Source organism: Legionella parisiensis (assembly GCF_001467945.1).
Taxonomy (GTDB): Bacteria; Pseudomonadota; Gammaproteobacteria; order Legionellales; family Legionellaceae; genus Legionella; species Legionella parisiensis.
On record NZ_LNYQ01000012.1, the window covers coordinates 549,984 to 566,538 of the forward strand.

The window sequence follows — 16,555 nt, forward strand, 5'->3', positions numbered from 1 at the left end:
GGACGCAACGTGAATCCCCTCATTTTGATTCGGATCGTCAATAGATTCATCAACTTCTAATTGATAATTCACAATTTAAGACCTGGTTCTCTAGGTGGAAAGGCGACAAAGAGGCTGTTATCAAAACGGCAGGATTTAGATATTGAGTAAGTTAGCAGCATTTAAGTAGCTTATTTTCAATTTATCTTCATCAGCCAATGGCACAGAATCCAACCATTGGCTTGCTTTTAGGTTATCTTCGTAAGGGTAGTCAACTGAAAACATGATTCTATCTGTGCTCACTGTAGAAATTGCATGCATCAAAGATGGAGTATCAAAAAAACCACTTGTTGTTAGGAATATATTAGTATTGAGATACTCTGTAATTGTTTTTTTACATTCTAATTTTTCACGCCAACCTTCTTCTTTTAGCCGATGATCAAGTCGCCAAGCCCAAAATGCAAGCATTTCCCCCATGTGTCCAATGATAATTTTAAGATTTGGATACCTATCAAAAAGTCCTGATAGCATTATGCGCAAAACATGTTCGGCAGTTTCAATATGAAATCCCCATGTTGAGCCATGTAATGCTTGATAGGGTGAATAGGTAGCTACTCTTTCTTCCGGAATCCCTCGGGGGTGTATATAAACAGGGATGTTATGGTCATGAATGTATCCCCAAAATTCGTCAAAGGCCTTTTCATCCAGGTATTTTGCAGGTGTATAGTTACTGCTATCATATCCATTTATGAGGCAGCCAACGATTTCTTGCGCACCTTGAATGCGTTCAAGCTCTCTAATGGCAAGCTCCGGGGCATATGTGGGGACACAGGCAAAGGCACGAAATCTATTTGGGGACTGAGTAACACAGTCTATTAAGTAGTCATTCCACTTTTGGGCGCAGGATTCTAATTGCGATGCCAGTGCTAATGATTGCAATCCTGGGGTCGTTACAGAGAGAACTGATAAGTCAATGCCCGCCTCATCCATACTTTCAATTCTTAGCTTATGTATATCTTTTAAACGATCTAAATTTTGACTAAACTCGAAATGGCTTTTGTGTTCCAAAATTAAGTCTCGACCAGGAACAACAATCGCTTCCTCTAATGCAATCCTTTTCATTTTCAACCTATTTATTCCATTCGTTAATATAGATAAGTCTAGTATATTATTCATAGAATGAATGCGGTACCCAGCGGGCAGGCTTGAGTTTTATTAGCATGCTTTTAATCTGTTTGATACGTCTCCTCAAGAGACTCATCAAATTCAAATTGAGAAGTCACAACTCACGGCCTGGCCTCCAGGTATTGTTGATTATTCACTTGTATGCCGCTAATTTCGGGGTTTGGATATCACTTTCTTTTTCTTTGCTTTTTGTACCAAAAAAGCCATAAAAGGAAGACAGTAGTCCTTTTTTAGGTGTTTGTTCAACATGCTCAGTGTTTTTTTCATCTGAACTAAGGAGTGTGTTAACTATATATTTCCCTATAGAGTTGGAAATCCCATAACTGGCGATACCTGATAGGAATGTTGCGCCATAATTCCAGGTTGTATGAAAGCTATCTCTGGTTGCATCTAATAGCCCTTTACTTAAGGCAAGGAATTGCAAACTGGTAGCGGTTATTTCTAAGGTATGGCTAAGTACGTGCAGATTTTTGCTTTGTAAATAATCTCCCAGCAATTTAAAAATAATATGACATAACTCGCCACCCAATGGAATCATTAACTGTTGCGCCTGCTCAAAAAGGCTTAAGTAATTACTAGAGTTGGAGTTATATACAAGCGAAAGAAGGATAATCGAGTAATAAATTCCAACAACCTTTAAATGTGCGTTTATATGAGTATCGCCCAAACGTGTAAAAAGATACTCCATAGCGTTACAAATCCCAAGGGTGTATCCAATGGATGCGCCTCCATATGCGTAAGTTTGCAGCTCTTCTAATCGGCTGGGTTTATGAAAAAATAGACTATCTTCCCCATAGAGTGCTTGACACATTTGTGCATCTAAAGGTCCAGGCATGATGGCGTAAGTAGTATTTAAGCAGGCATCCATATTCACACATAAGCTTACATCCGATGTTATGTTATCGAGGTAAGGCATTACGGAATACCCCATTCCTTCGGGGCTGTTTTGCAAATAAATTCGGAGGGACTCTACATCGTGCAGATGCCCCAAGCCAATAGCGTGCCCGATCTCATGACTAATGGTTCTAAGATTGTACTCTATGAGTTTACCAGAATCATCATAGTAGTTTGAAGGAATGCATACCAGGCCAAATAGAAACTGATTTGATGAGGAGTAGACTCGTTGCCAATATCCATTTGCCGTATTCATGTTATCGCAATTAGCAATTACGATACCATTAAAAACATCCGTGTGAATTTTATCCACGTAGGTGAATTTAACTGCGTTTTCACAAGACTCTTGCCATTTGTGAAGTACTTCTTGAAGCCATTTTATACTATGAACATTTAAGGGATCAAACGAGATTTGCGAAAATCTCTCGAGAGCTTCCTTCTTGAGACGTTGCGGGATAATCGATAGATCAAAAGAATAGGGTATATTTACAGTTTTTTGCCTTCTTGGCCAGAAGTGAAGGGTAGCGCTACGGATTTCATCAGGTGTAAGCGCTCTCAAGATATTTTCTTTCGGCATACGGTATACTCAGGCAAAAAACCGCTGACTATAACCGATATAGATTAAAAATGCATCAGTAATAACCAGGTTTTCAGGATATCACCAAGGCCAGCCCTCGCCGGTTTGGAGGATACATTTCCGTGTCCGTTTAATGGTTTTAACTGGAGGTATAAGCGATTTTCTGTTTTTCCAATAGAGCCAATATATCATTAAACTTGGAAATAACCGCATCAATGTCAGGGCGTTTAGTCGGGTCATCACATGTCATTTCCTTTAAAATGTCCTTTATCTCCTTACGTAATTCACTTTCTTCTGCGGCCGAAATGATGAGAGAGTCATGGATGTACTCAAATAAATCATGTCCCATTTGGTCCGGATCGTAACATCCATTCTCTTCTATTTGTTGGAGAGCCAATAGAACAAATTCCTCGCCGCTCTGTACATTTAGCTCATTAGGAAAGTAAGCGTTAGGATTTAAATCAGGATTCAAACATGCTGTCAACACTATACCAAGCTGAAAGATGTCTCTTGCTTGAGCCACTAATATTGGATTAGAGGATGTAAATAGCTCTGGTGGTAAAAAGCCTGGGCTACCATAAGCAGAATCATTGGACCCGGGTCTTAAAGCGCTGTCTATATCTAAAAAATTAATTTTAGCTTCAGACACAGATAGATAAGCCCGAATGTTCTCTGGTTTGATATCCCTATGTACAAAGTTTTTATCGGCAATTTGTGCTTTGTATGCTTCCAATATAGGGAGTAGAACCTGTTTCAGCATGGTAGCAGTATCAGGCTCATCATTACCAATGAACGCATCAATTTCTACATCAAGATCTCCTCCCTTTAGCTTGTTCATAATGGAGTAACTTTTTGAAAACAATCCGAGTTGAAGGTGAGATTTTTTAACCTCAATAGGTGGTTGCATACCTAAATGTCCAAAGTTTTTACTTTGAATATAATCTGCTATGGCTTCTGAATGGCTATATGGAGCGGCACCCTTGGCCTGGATTTTCTTTTGGGCGTATTGAGTGTTTTTGACTCTAATGGCTTTGGCATCGCTGGGTGTAAAAACAACATGACCACTTGTAATGTCTACATCAATATAACCAAGAGCACCTCTGGCCTTACTAAAAGCCCCTTTTCCTAAAAAGTCTTTGTCTATAACGTAATAGCGTTTAATGTTAGTATCGGTGTTTTCTTGATCAAGAATCAAGTTATGAGTTATTTCTAGCTGGAGAGTAGTTGATGCCTGATATTCTCCTTTTTTTTCTAAAAAAGCTAAATCATTTTTAATCAAGTAAGCACCTAATTCTCGTGCTTCTTCCGGGGTTTTGTTAATCAAGGTGGGGTCAATTTTTAATTTCATGGCGCAGAAGCAAATTTGTACAACATGAACTAATTATAGACCGTATTTAATCAAAATGCTGTGATAGAACGCAGGAGAGGTTAGGCACTCCTTTTATCCAAAAGAGAAGCTCCAGGTAAATCACAAAAGACCCTCACTAGCAAATCATCCTACTTCTTATTTAGAATGACAGAGATAAAATTATTATTATCTTTCATGTTACTGTTTACCTCGTTGATAGCCCTTTTCCGCTCTTTTTGTTTAATCTGACTTGTATTTGCCAGAGTTATGTGGGGAGCAAAATATTTTGGAAGGAGATCGGTATCCATTTTGTACTTTGTTCCATGCACTTCATTATATCGCTCCAGTGCTTCATTCAATTCCCGGTTAATGATTTTTAGTGTTTCCAGAGAATCCTGTGCAGGAAAAAGAACTACAGCATTACGCGTGCATTTTTTATTCAGCGGATTTTTCGGATTAGAAGGTTCAGGGCAGTTAGGTGCTACATGCAGTAGGGCAGCTGGAGCAAAATAATAAATAAACTGCTCCTTATTTTTTAATTCCTTTTTCATAAAACTTCTCAATTCTTTTGCTTGGCCAACCTGTCTTATCCATCCTAAGGTGACATGATAATTTCTAGGCTTATTGTTTGTTTTTTCTGCAACAATAGTGTTTTTCACGAACTTGTTATAAATTTGATTTTTATCATTTTCTGAAACCCTATAGATTAAAACCAGATCGTTAGCATCTGCTGCAAAAACTTGGCAGGAAATAAAGAAAAGAAGAAAGCCGATACTTATAATTTTTTTCATAATGAACCTTATCTTAGACATACTAAAAGAGTCTATTTTAAAAGATTGAAAACAAGATTGGTTAATATTTTGCTCATAATGAGTAAAGATAGTGTTAAATAAAACATAACTTGAGGGTATCGGTCATACACAGAGCCAGAAAAAATATAGATAGGCATTGATGAAAAATACGTATATATCATATTATGCTCCGCAAAGACATAACACTAATGGCCCATTAATTGACAATGATGATACGATTCTCGGATTGTAGATGGTATCGGTAAGAACAAGGTTTATCCCATAGTTTTTCTGATATATTATGATGCATTCTGGCAGCTCCGTTAGTGTCTTTACGTTCGTCAATCGAACTCCACTATTAGCACTGCTATTTTCAATTAATTAAAATTTCGTCCATAGAAGCTGGGTTCTGCAAACGAAATTTAGGTCAGGAAAAAAATGGAAGATGTAGGGTTAAACCAAGGACAGGTATTCCTCTCTCAAAATGTACTGATAACTCCTAAAAAAGGGGATACTTACAAATCATCTCGTTTAAGTGCGCTTGATTTACAGCGAGGTTTGATTATGTGCTTAATGGCGTTTTCTCATTGCAGGGATTACGTTAGTTCGGTCCCGAATAAAAATTTAAGCTGGAATAGCCCGTTAATCGAGCAAAATATAAGCTCTTTGGATTTTTTGCAAAAATCACTGATTAGCCTTGTTGCAGCTGGCGGCTTTTATATGATGATGGGCATTGGTATTTTCCTTTTATGGCAATCAAGGATCAAAGACGGCGTAAATCCCAAAACAATTAGGAACTACTTAGTCTGCCGAGGATTTGTTCTGGTTACTGTACAGTTCACTGTTCTGGCGCTCTTTGAAACAATTGCCGAGGGACAATTCTACCTTTATGTAGGTGTTCTTTTTAGCCTGGGCATTTGTATGATGATGGCAGCTTGGGTCATGTATGGAGTCGAGCTCCTTAAAACCAAATCCTGGTTTGGTTTTTCTAAAATTGAATACTGGCTGCCTCTGTCATTAGGATTAATAATAATTTTATTTTCTCATGGGGTTATTTGGAGCAATCATCACTATAATATTTCCCCTGATGTCTTACAAATAGCATTATTACTTGGTGGAGAATACCACACGCCGATGTTTTTTATTGACATTAATTTTACCCCATTTCCGTGGTTTCCTTCGGTCGCTTTGGGACTAATTATTGGTAAAATAGTAACAACCAAAAAAGAAAAAGCCTGGGCTCCTCTATGCGCACTTGCCTTTATTTTCTTAACCATCTGGTTTGTTATTCGTACTGCAAATATACAAGGATTATTTTTCTTCGGCGATTATAAAACAATATCACCAAATTCTGCCCCGCTGACTTGGCAATCTTACATGAGCATTTCAAAATTTCCTCCAAGCTTAACTTATTTTCTTTGGTCTTGGAGTATTAATCTTTTAGGTATAGTTTGGTGGTTTAAACTGGAACAAATCCAACCCAAATTATTTACTTCTTTCAAAGCGCTTAAAATATTTGGACAAAATGCTCTTTTCTTTTTTATTGGTCATTGGTTTATATATTACGGCCTATCCATTGCCCTGCCGTACCATCTAACTACGCTGACTGGCATAATCACTGTATGGCTAATTGGATTGATAATTCTTCTTCCTCTGTGCAAAAGATGGTATCAATTTAAAAGCCAAAAAAATAAAAATTCTTTGTGGAGAATGTTTTAGTCTAAGGGGCAGGCCTTGAATTTTGTTAGCATGTTTTTAATCTGTGATTCGGATCGTCAATATATTAATCAACTTTTAGTCGATAATTCACAATTCAAGGCCTGACTTTTTAGTATTCAAGGCAACGAACATTGACCTTGATTGCGCATAGCTCCATCAAGGCTGCAAAATGCATGTATTAAAGATGAATGCTTAATACATCTGTTGGATTTTCAAGATATTGCCCTTCACAAATCACTTTTGCTCCGATTTTTATATACATTTTATTGAGTTTAGGATTTAAGGTATCGAGGTAAATATAATCAGCATCCAATTCAACAGCTAGAGATTTCGCCTTTTCCAGAAGCTGTCGCGCAAAACCTAAACCTCGTGCATTCTCTTCTACATAAATATAATCAAAATAAACGACTTTTAATTCACCGGGTATTGCGAAGTTCCCTTCATTATCTTGAAACGGATGAAATTTTTTTTCAAATAAACCAAACATGCCAACAGGTTGATTATTATAAGTTCCAACGTAAATTTGCTCCTGCTTTTCACGCACATCTCTGAGATAAAATTGTTTGTCATTGTTCTGCAAATACCCCCAGGCTTTTTTTGCCCACGAAGCTGCAAGTTTTAAATATTCTTCTTTATTTTCCTCATATTCAGATAATTTCTTAAAATGAAGGGCGTGTTGTCTTCCAGCGTTAGTAAAAAAAATCATTTGTACTCCTGTTAATTTTTATTTTTAAATTATTTTCTTCGATATTTGAGAGTTATAGCCGTAAGTGATGCAGGGCCATAAACGCAAACAAAAAATAAAATTTGCATACGAATAAAATTATTGAAACTGGTAAATAAAATCTATTTTTTATCAATAAGATATATATAATTAAATCCGCATGAAAATATCAGAGAACCCTTTTGTTTGAGAAATAAAGCGAGATGCCAACATGCATATTTTTAGTATTTTTCCATTCAAAAAATGATAGCATTATCTTATTTTTTCTTGCAAAACGGAATAGAGGGAAAGATCACTTATCCTCTCTCCAATGGTAGCAAGATTAATAGCATGTTGGTTTTACTAAAACGTCGATATACTCCCATAGGTCAATTTCTTCTGGGTTATTGGGATTTGCTTTCCAAATTTCTTTTGAATTGTTACAGGTATCCGTGTATTCAAAAATGCGGGCCCCAGTAGAATCACCATGACTTAGTCGAGATGATAAGCATTTAATATTATCTGGCTCATAAAGATTAATGATTGGGTGGGTATAAGCTCGTCCCTTTGCCGCAGAAACTCTAAATGTTGGTGAATCATTTTAGCTGCTATTGCAGCATCTCTTAAGGGTAAGAGCTCAATATATGAGTTTTTTTGGTAATAAATTTGTGGTGATTAATTGGTAACTTAACGCTGAAAAGATAGTTTAAATCTAATTAAAGAGGAGAGTTACTATTCACTATATAATTCATTGTGAATTCACCGTAATTCTATATTTTTCAATCTATAAGTAATAGTTAAAATATTTACGCAATAAATGCAACGGTCTTATGTTTGCGTTTGAAATGACGCTCTTGGCAACACTTATTGAACCCGCAGCCTATATGGCTAATTCAAAGGTTTTTCGGCTCCGCCGCAAAAAAAATTGATTTAAAAATGCTTAATGTTTTGGGCGGGTCTCAGCTGTACAGACCAAACTGTTCATTGATGAAGGATGCTTCGGTTCGAGCTCCAAACATCTACCTATTGAACTGTCCTTTTTTGAACATCCACATGATTTCATATCTTTTACTTTAATTGATGCGTTGACAGGAGTTTGCGGGAGTTAAAATTAAATTTTTTGCATAAAATTTGAACAACTTTAAATCATAGTCTATATTTTATACTGCTTTGTTAAAGGATAGAGGAAACAAATGAAATCTCGAAAGGAAAAAGTAAAAGAACTTGCAATAGCAGCGAACAAATACGCCCGAAGTGTTGTTGATGATAAAACTGGATCCTCTTCCAGTTTAGAGATGAATAGTAGACCAACTTTTGAAGACCAATGGAAAACGCACAGTGATGTCGAGTGGATGAGGAAAGGCATTCCAAGAAAAGAAGACTTAGACAAAGAAATTGAACCATTTTCACTCCATACACGTAAACACAGTACTAATCCCAAAAGATATGGTATTCGCAAACAAAGACAGGAGGGGGAAGAACTTCAACGCCAAGATGGATACCGATCCAGTGTTCGACAATCAAGTGATGATTTTCTTGATGAAGTTACTTCAATACATCAACATAAAAAAGGAAATTGTGGTGAATATGCATCGTTGGCTTTAGAGCATGTTGTGAATCACAATTTTCACAATGAACCAATCTATGCGGAGAAGTATCAGCTTGCAAGAAGGAATCCTATTCAAAAAGGAGTGCCTGATCCAGGAGGGGATCATTCATTTTTAGTTCTAGGAAGAGATCCAAAGAGTGCAGTAGATGATCCGACCAAATGGGGAGATTCTGCCTATATATGCGATCCATGGGCAAATAAAGTTTACGAAGCAAAGGATTTTTTTAAGGAATCCAAAGCCTTTAGTAGTAGCTACACTGATGGAAGAATAGTAAATAAAACTCATGATTATGATCCGAAAGAACATAGCTTGTCTCCCGTGAAAGATTTTAACACAGAATACTTAAGTAACAGTTTGAATTCTGATTTTACGCTAAACAAGCAAAGTTATCTTGAAGGTGCCACTAATTTATATGCTAGAAAATCCGCTTTGCTTAGAGCAAGTGTAGAATCAAGTCTTAGCGATTTAGGAAAAATCTCAGGTAGCTTGAATGATCCAAAACGAAAGGAAATTATTGATAATAAAATAACGGAATTAAATAAACTCAAAGACTATCTTGATGAGCCTAAGGATTTTAATACACTCCTATCCAATTCCCAAGATGCATACACGGATCGGCGCGTTCTCGAAAACGATTTAGAAAACTCCATACGTAAATTTAAAGAAGTTATGAGTGTGAGTAAAGAGGAAAAAAATACTCTGGATTCTTTTTGGAGTTCCAAAAATAGTGATCAATTAACGAAAATGAAAGCAGCTGCAAAAGATGTGATAAGGAACTTTAAAGAGATCACGGACAGTTCTTCTCCAAAGACAGCAGCAGAGCATGCTATAAAACACAGTGTGACACACCCCACAGATCCACGTCAAACAGAGTCCCACACCGACGCAAGCTCAGAAGAGCCTGTGCTTACATCACCCTCAGGTACCCGTATTTACAGCAGTCCTGACATAAGCGCAAGCGGTACCGTAAGTGCAAATAGTCCTGACTTAAGCACAAGTAATCCTGAAGTGTTAAAATCTATAGAACAAGTAAATGCTCCCCAAAAAGAGTATGAAGCACTCGAGTCTGTAGCGGCATCCGAATCTCATTGTTGGATGCAGCCTCCGCTTTCATCAAACAATGGCGATATAGGAGCATCATGTCTCCATCAAGTGGATTTCATCCCGAAGAGTACATCCAATACAAACCAGGAACAAGAAATGGATATGCAGCCTGCTCGTCGGATTGCGCAGCCTTGCTGATTGAAACGTTATGGTTCTGTCGAAAATTTTTAATACCTCATCAAACGTTAGCAATTTACATCTTGGTGGCTTTTTCTGCTGTCGTTTCCGCACAACCTATCCAAGAACAATATGGGAAAGTGGTTTGTGGGCAGGGGGCTTTTTGCCCTACAGACGTGAAATTAATTCTTATAGGGGTAAGTGTGGTAAATAATGAGAAGCGCTCAATTCTATTCAAAAGTTTCCCGCAGGTTTATCCTTATTCTTTAATCTTCACCCCATTACTAATTAAATTTCCAGGATAAAGAACTACCTTTTCTCCTTCTTTTAGCCCTTTAGCCACAATCGCATTATCCGGGTTGTGGCGTTTTATTTCTACGATACGCTTCATGGCTCTTCCATTTTCAACGACAAAAACTGCCCAATGTTCAGCGTCTCGAAATAATGCACTCATTGGAACAAGTAGTTCTTTTTTTGATTCATAAATAAAGATGTATACGTCAACTCGAAACTCGTCTCCAAGATTCTTCCATTGTTCATAAGGAGAGTTAATATCAATAATGACATTTACTCTTTGCTCTTCAACTCCCAGGGCTGAAATTTTAGTATACCCACTTGGCTCTACTGTACGAACTGTACCTTTTAAATCTACAGTTCCACCCCATCTTTTAATTAAAACTTTTGCTTTGTCTGGAATTTGGGCTGCATCAGTACTTAAGACATCAGCTACGATCTCCAGCTTAGATACATCAGCAAGCTCCATAATATCGGCACCTACATTGAGGGTGGTTTCACTTTTTTGATTAATGCGTAATATCTTTCCAGAGATCGGAGCAAGAATGTTAATTTGTTCTTGAGAATAATTTTGATTCGATGAGGTAGCAGCTAAAGATGCTTTAATTTTTTCAATATCGTGTTGGGCACTATGGACCTTACGTTCAGCAGCATTAACCATTTTTTGCTTCAACTTGTACTCCAATTCAGTATGCTCCATTTCACTTGGACTGACATACCCTTTTGCGACTAGCCCTTTTTTTCTATTAAAATCTGAAAGGGCTGTATCTAATGCTGATTTGGCTTGTTCTAGTATTGCTTTGGCTTCTTCATACCTTGCTTCTGCAGCACCCAATTCTTGTTCCAATTCATCTTTGGCGCGAACATCAAGTAGCGATGGCGTAGCAGGAAGAAAGGTTGCTAGTATATCATTCTTACGTACACCATCTCCTTCAAAATAATTGATCCTCAGTAATTTTCCCATCACTGGGGCGGTTATAGTGTATATTTTAATTGCTCGTGTTTTTGCATCATCTTCTATGTATTCGGAATAGGTTCCATATTTAACCTCAGCTAGTTGGACCCTAATTGGTTTAGGTAAAATTAACCAAAAAATAATACTAAAACACAAGGCTAAAAAAATAAAAAGCCAGATGTATTTTTTTATATTTTGATAAATTATTGGCACTAATCACCCACTTTTAATACGGTAGTTAAATTGAGTTGTTTTATGCGCTTTCTAATAATAAACAAACTCATCACACTTGAAATCGTTACCACAATTATTGATATTGCATAGGTTTCAGGTTCAATTAAAAACGGAATTTTAAACCAATCAGTCTGCATTAACTCTAATATAGACCATGATATCCAATATCCAAAGAGAATACCCATTGGTATCGCTAATAGTACTTCAAAAATAATATTATAAAAGAGTATGTTAGACACTTCTTGCTCAGTGAACCCTAATACTCTTAAAGTAGATAACTCCCAGGAGCGCTCGGCAAGAATAATGATGGTATTGTTATAAACTACAGCAATGGCGATTACTATTGCGAACCCTGCTAATATCGAGGTAAAAACCAGTACATGTTTTGCAAAAGTTTCTTTGAATGTCTGAATAATTGATGTATTAAAGGTTAGCGAATTTACTTTAGGTATTTTTTTGATTTCCTTGTATAGCTGATTAAGATATTGATGATCTATGGTAATACCTGCAAGATTTATCAGATGGTCTTCATTCAATATTCTATTAATTAAAAAAATATTGGTATAGGCAAACATTCCTACATAATCATTAACTATTCCTTTAACCTCAAGCTTGGTTTTTGCTCTATTCCCTTCAAGCATATTGATATAAATCCAATCTCCTATGGTTACGTGCAATCGTTCAGCCAAGCCCTGGCTCAAGACAAGTCCATTCTCAGGTATGAAGATTGGATTCTCATTTTTATCCAGAACTACCTTTAATTTTGCATTGGGAGGTATACCAAATAATGCAGTTTGCTCGGTGTAATTTTGATGGTTTAATAAGACAGGCGAAATACGGTAGCCTTCAGCATCGATTACCCCTTTGACATGTTTTAATTCAATGAGCACTTTATCTTGTAATTGCTGGGTAAATGATACCGTTGCATCTTGTTTTTGTGACATTAAAAATTGTGTTTTTATTAAATAGTGAATTGCATCTTGCCAAAAGAGCCCTAATATAACGATTGCCATTGCCAAGGCAATGCCTACAGAGGTAATTACAGTACGAAAAAAATGTCTAAACGTATGACGATAAAACATTTTGGCACTTGCAGAAAAATGGGATATTAAGGTAAAGCGTTCCCAACGAAGTGTTCGATAGATGGAGGGTGCTGGAGGACGCATCGCTACCGCCGGAGCTAGATTAACTACTTGATATATTGACCTCAGTGCTCCAGAGCCCGCAGCGAAAAAACTGACCAAAACTCCTATAAATGCTGCCAGAGTTGAAAATGAATAATAGAAGACGGGAAACCTGAAATATTCAGCATAGAGTAATGTCATTAACTGACCAAACCAGGCACCAAGCCCTATTCCTAAGATGGCACCCAAAAGTACAATTACCAACACGAGTTTTGAATAATATAAAACGATTGATGAATTGGTATAACCCAGGGCTTTTAATAGAGCAATTTGTTCTCGTTGATTTTGAACTAGTCTTCCAGTGACTAAATTTAATAAAAATGAGGCGACAATTAGGAAAATAGGTGGAATAAAGGAGGCAATAATTTTTTGTTGATTAATTTCATTCGTTACGAATCTATCCGATATTTGTTCTTTCCTGGGATAGGTAATTGATAAGCCATAATCTAAAAATAATTTTTCTAAATCATTACGCACCAATTTTTCTGAGGCATTGGGCGTCAAGGTTAGACTAATATCATTAAATCCCTCTTGCATTCCGAAAGCAGCGCTTAAAGCTTTATGATTCATCCAGAATACGCCAAAATGCCTATTATCCGGGAGAAGATCCTCACCACGAATTGCATATACATATTCTGGAGATAAAACAATCCCTACTATACGAAGGAGTTGTCGATGGCCATTTAATAGCGCATAAATTTGATCCCCAGGTTTTACAGAATTTGCTTCGGCGAACCCTTCATTAACTAATACTTCATTAGCCCTGCCAGAATCAAGCAGACGTCCTTTGCGTAAAAATAATTGATTTAACCTGGGTGACTTTGAATCAGGTATGGAGATAAAACGACCAATGGCAGGTTCTTGTAACCATGGCAAATCTAAAATGACATCCTCAACAATACGCGTTTCTACTTGAGATACACCAGGTATTTCTCCAATCCTTTTTTGCATATAAATTGGAGCTCGTTTTAAGGTTGCAAACACATCTGCAAAATGATAATCGGAGTAAAACTTATGTTGGGCTTGCGACAAAGACTGGTAGGTACTAATTGATGAAATCAAAACACTAATACCACTACAGACAACTAAAGCAATAGTGATAACCTGTCCTTTAAGTTTAAGTAAATCACGAAGTAACTTCCTGTTTAAGATCATCACCATGATAAATCAGAGGCTTTCCGTTTATTCTTGTTTTCAATAATCTGGGCAACTCGACCATCTGCTATATGAATTATCCGATCAGCTATTTCCCCTATTACCAAATTATGGGTAATGATGACGACTGTGGTATTTAATTTTTTATTTGCCAATTCAAGTGTCTCCAATACTATTTTGCCCGTTTCACAATCAAGAGCGCCAGTAGGTTCATCGCACAAGAGTACATCAGGTTGTTTGGCTATGGCGCGAGCAATAGCAACTCGTTGCTGTTCGCCTCCTGATAGTTGAGAAGGAAAATGTGATATTCGATTTTCCAGTCCCAATAATTTGATTGCTTCCACAGGATTCATGGGGTTTTCTGCAATTTCGGTAACTATTGATATATTTTCCAAGGCTGTCAAATTGGATATCAAATTATAAAATTGGAAGACAAAGCCAATGTGCTCCCGCCTGTAGCGGGTAAGCTCATGTTCGCTGGAGGAGGTGATAATATGATCTTTATAAATGACCTCTCCGGATGTGGGAACATCCAGACCACCAATAATATTGAGTAAGGTAGATTTACCGCTCCCTGAGGGACCTAATAAAACAACCAATTCACCTTGATATAAATCCAGATTAATCTGTTGTAAGGCATGGATTTGAACCTCACCCATTTGGTATTTTTTAGATAAATTGCGTATTTTAAAAGCAGGAGCTTGCCTCATCAAAAAATCCGTTTTGCATGTTATTTACACTATAGTAAGTAATTTAAGTGTAACAACAAAATGCTGATAGGATAAGCTCTGACCACGCAAAAAATTTACAAAGCAGATATCGGGCTCCTGCTACTTTAATTTCATTGAGTTAGAGAAACCCCAGAACAAAACGGCATAAGGTCTTTCATTACCCTACAGGGAAAAGGGAAGACCTTACCCCGGATGTTGTTTATCCCATACTGATCACATGCGCATCAAACAGGTTTTAATTTAATCGATCAGACAGTTAATAAAACACTAATCTTTATGTTTTATAATAGTGCAAACTGAACTATTGTATATCAAAAAATGACTCAAAGCATCCTTAATACTATAAAGCATGGTTTAAATAATTTCTGTAATAGTTATCTAAAAGCTCCTATCGATGGATATATTTATGTACCATTTAAGGAGGATGAACTTTCCGATGATGTGAGGAAAGATATACAAACATTTAGAGATAATAGCGCAAGCAGATTTAAGAATAAAAATTTTATAATTTTATTTCACAATCAATGTGATCTATCTACTATAGCTCCCAATACAAAAATTTATATATTAGGACACGGAATCGATTGTCATCCCGATAGGAAATTATCATCAATCTTAAACAATCCCCATTTACCCTATGAGGAATTAAAGTACCTTCCGTTTCAGGATTGGGCCTATGCTGTTTCGGGAGGGAAAAAAGTAATTACAATAGATGATATTTCCAAACGTATGATAGCAGACGGATTAACTAAAACAGATTCCGTTACTATTAAATTGTGGTTTTGTGATCCAAGCAATAAAGCCTATATTATTGCAAACCGATTTTTAGAAGGTTTTGCTAATTATTCAAATGCTATAAGGGTTGATTATTATCAAAACAAAATTTTATATTCACCCACGATACGCGAGGGTGAAATGCGTAAATGGGCTAGAGATGAAAAAACGAATCAAGTAGTCAGAGCAAGCTCAATAAGGGAGTCGTTATTCTCTAAAAATCATTCTCATAGACATGAAACAAATATGCCAGATTGCAATGATCTGGTTGAAGAAACAAAATGCATTGTTTAAAAGATAGAGTCTGGTTATTAATTCTTTCATCGGTAGGCCTTAAAACTATAATTTAGCAAGCGTCGGTTGGACAACAAGTTGTCCGACATGATGCATATGCATCAAACCTGGTGAGGCCTTCCTTTATCCTATGGAGAAAAGGAAGGCCCTAGCCCCATATCCGGCAGGTTACTCAGGGAGCCTGGTTGCAAGCAACCAGGATTGCTTAATCTTCGCTGGAATCACTTAGGTGATCTGTGGAAGAACCCCCAACCATGGGCTATACTTTTTTTACTGCTATCAAAAGGGAGAGTCATCATGGGACAAGGAACTCCAATGGAAATAACAAAAATTAAAAAAATTGTAGCCGAGATTAAAGAATTTCCTGCTAAGATTGATTCTACAGAGCTGGCTAAAAATGCACGACACTTACTGAAAAAATACGCAATATTATCTGAAAAAATCGAGAGAAACGTATTAATTAGTGCTACACATCAAAAGGATCTTGCTAAAATTCGTACAGAAGAGTTCAAAGCCATAAGACGTACATTAAAAGAAAAAGCAAATTTGGTGCTACATGCTAAAAGCAACAAGAACGGTCCAGGTGAAAAACTTGCGAAGAAAACCGTAAAAACACCAACTCCCAAAACAACATCAAAAGCTGCTGACGTGTCAGTTCCAAAAGAAACAAACTCAAAAAAAACCGTGAAAAAATCATCACCTAAATCTAGCAAAACAAGTGCACCCAAGGAGGGCGCATAATTTGGTTCTGTCTTCAAGGTTTATCAGTCATATATAGGGTGTGGATCAAAACAGATATAAAAATAATAAATGGAACCGATATGCTTTTTAGGTGATTCATTAACTCGTTGCGAGAATTTGATGCTGATACTTCAATGAAAAAATTAATGCCTTGATGAGTCTCAAG

Annotated in this window: 12 protein-coding genes; 4 read left to right on the top strand and 8 right to left on the bottom strand. The window is 36.8% G+C overall.

Annotation, left to right across the window (positions count from 1 at the left end; genetic code table 11):
• Nucleotides 1-135: 135 nt before the first annotated feature.
• The 4 genes from Lpar_RS05065 to Lpar_RS05080 form a co-directional block, all read right to left on the bottom strand.
• Nucleotides 136-1,101: an amidohydrolase family protein gene (locus Lpar_RS05065; protein WP_058516896.1), complete on the bottom strand. Its 966-nt coding sequence runs from the start codon at nt 1,099-1,101 to the stop codon at nt 136-138.
• Between the two features lie 196 nt (nt 1,102-1,297).
• Nucleotides 1,298-2,635 (bottom strand): zinc metalloprotease, encoded by a 1,338-nt coding sequence (locus Lpar_RS05070; RefSeq protein WP_058516897.1) that lies wholly within the window; start codon nt 2,633-2,635, stop codon nt 1,298-1,300.
• Nucleotides 2,636-2,774: 139 nt separating this feature from the next.
• Nucleotides 2,775-3,983 carry a protein kinase domain-containing protein gene (locus Lpar_RS05075; RefSeq protein WP_058516898.1) on the bottom strand — a complete coding sequence of 403 codons (1,209 nt, stop codon included), beginning with the start codon at nt 3,981-3,983 and terminating at the stop codon, nt 2,775-2,777.
• A 149-nt stretch (nt 3,984-4,132) separates the two neighbouring features.
• Nucleotides 4,133-4,774: a hypothetical protein gene (locus Lpar_RS05080; RefSeq protein WP_058516899.1), complete on the bottom strand. Its 642-nt coding sequence runs from the start codon at nt 4,772-4,774 to the stop codon at nt 4,133-4,135.
• A gap of 438 nt (nt 4,775-5,212) precedes the next feature.
• Between Lpar_RS05080 and Lpar_RS05085 the strand changes: the two genes are divergently transcribed.
• Nucleotides 5,213-6,493, top strand: coding sequence for an acetyltransferase domain-containing protein (locus Lpar_RS05085; protein WP_058516900.1), 1,281 nt, complete (start codon nt 5,213-5,215; stop codon nt 6,491-6,493).
• 178 nt (nt 6,494-6,671) lie between these two features.
• On the opposite strand, the gene Lpar_RS05090 is transcribed toward Lpar_RS05085, so the two are convergent.
• Nucleotides 6,672-7,199 (bottom strand): GNAT family N-acetyltransferase, encoded by a 528-nt coding sequence (locus Lpar_RS05090; protein WP_058516901.1) that lies wholly within the window; start codon nt 7,197-7,199, stop codon nt 6,672-6,674.
• 1,190 nt (nt 7,200-8,389) lie between these two features.
• Between Lpar_RS05090 and Lpar_RS05095 the strand changes: the two genes are divergently transcribed.
• Nucleotides 8,390-10,048, top strand: coding sequence for a hypothetical protein (locus Lpar_RS05095; protein WP_058516902.1), 1,659 nt, complete (start codon nt 8,390-8,392; stop codon nt 10,046-10,048).
• 238 nt (nt 10,049-10,286) lie between these two features.
• Here the strand turns inward: Lpar_RS05095 and Lpar_RS05105 are convergent, their stop codons facing one another.
• Genes Lpar_RS05105 through Lpar_RS05115 form a run of 3 tightly spaced genes read right to left on the bottom strand, consistent with a single transcriptional unit; the run spans nt 10,287 to nt 14,559 of the window.
• On the bottom strand, nt 10,287-11,489 hold the full coding sequence (locus tag Lpar_RS05105) for an efflux RND transporter periplasmic adaptor subunit (protein ID WP_058516904.1): 1,203 nt from the start codon (nt 11,487-11,489) through the stop codon (nt 10,287-10,289).
• Nucleotides 11,489-13,855 (bottom strand): ABC transporter permease, encoded by a 2,367-nt coding sequence (locus tag Lpar_RS05110; protein ID WP_058516905.1) that lies wholly within the window; start codon nt 13,853-13,855, stop codon nt 11,489-11,491. Before Lpar_RS05110 ends, Lpar_RS05105 begins: the two co-directional genes overlap by 1 nt.
• Entirely contained in the window at nt 13,849-14,559 is a 711-nt protein-coding gene (locus Lpar_RS05115; RefSeq protein WP_058516906.1) for an ABC transporter ATP-binding protein, read from the bottom strand. Before Lpar_RS05115 ends, Lpar_RS05110 begins: the two co-directional genes overlap by 7 nt.
• A gap of 339 nt (nt 14,560-14,898) precedes the next feature.
• Here Lpar_RS05115 and Lpar_RS05120 point away from each other — a divergent pair, with 339 nt between their 5' ends.
• Nucleotides 14,899-15,648, top strand: coding sequence for a hypothetical protein (locus Lpar_RS05120; RefSeq protein WP_058516907.1), 750 nt, complete (start codon nt 14,899-14,901; stop codon nt 15,646-15,648).
• A 297-nt stretch (nt 15,649-15,945) separates the two neighbouring features.
• Nucleotides 15,946-16,389, top strand: a complete 444-nt coding sequence (locus Lpar_RS05125) for a hypothetical protein (RefSeq protein WP_058516908.1) — start codon at nt 15,946-15,948, stop codon at nt 16,387-16,389.
• Nucleotides 16,390-16,555: the final 166 nt, after the last annotated feature.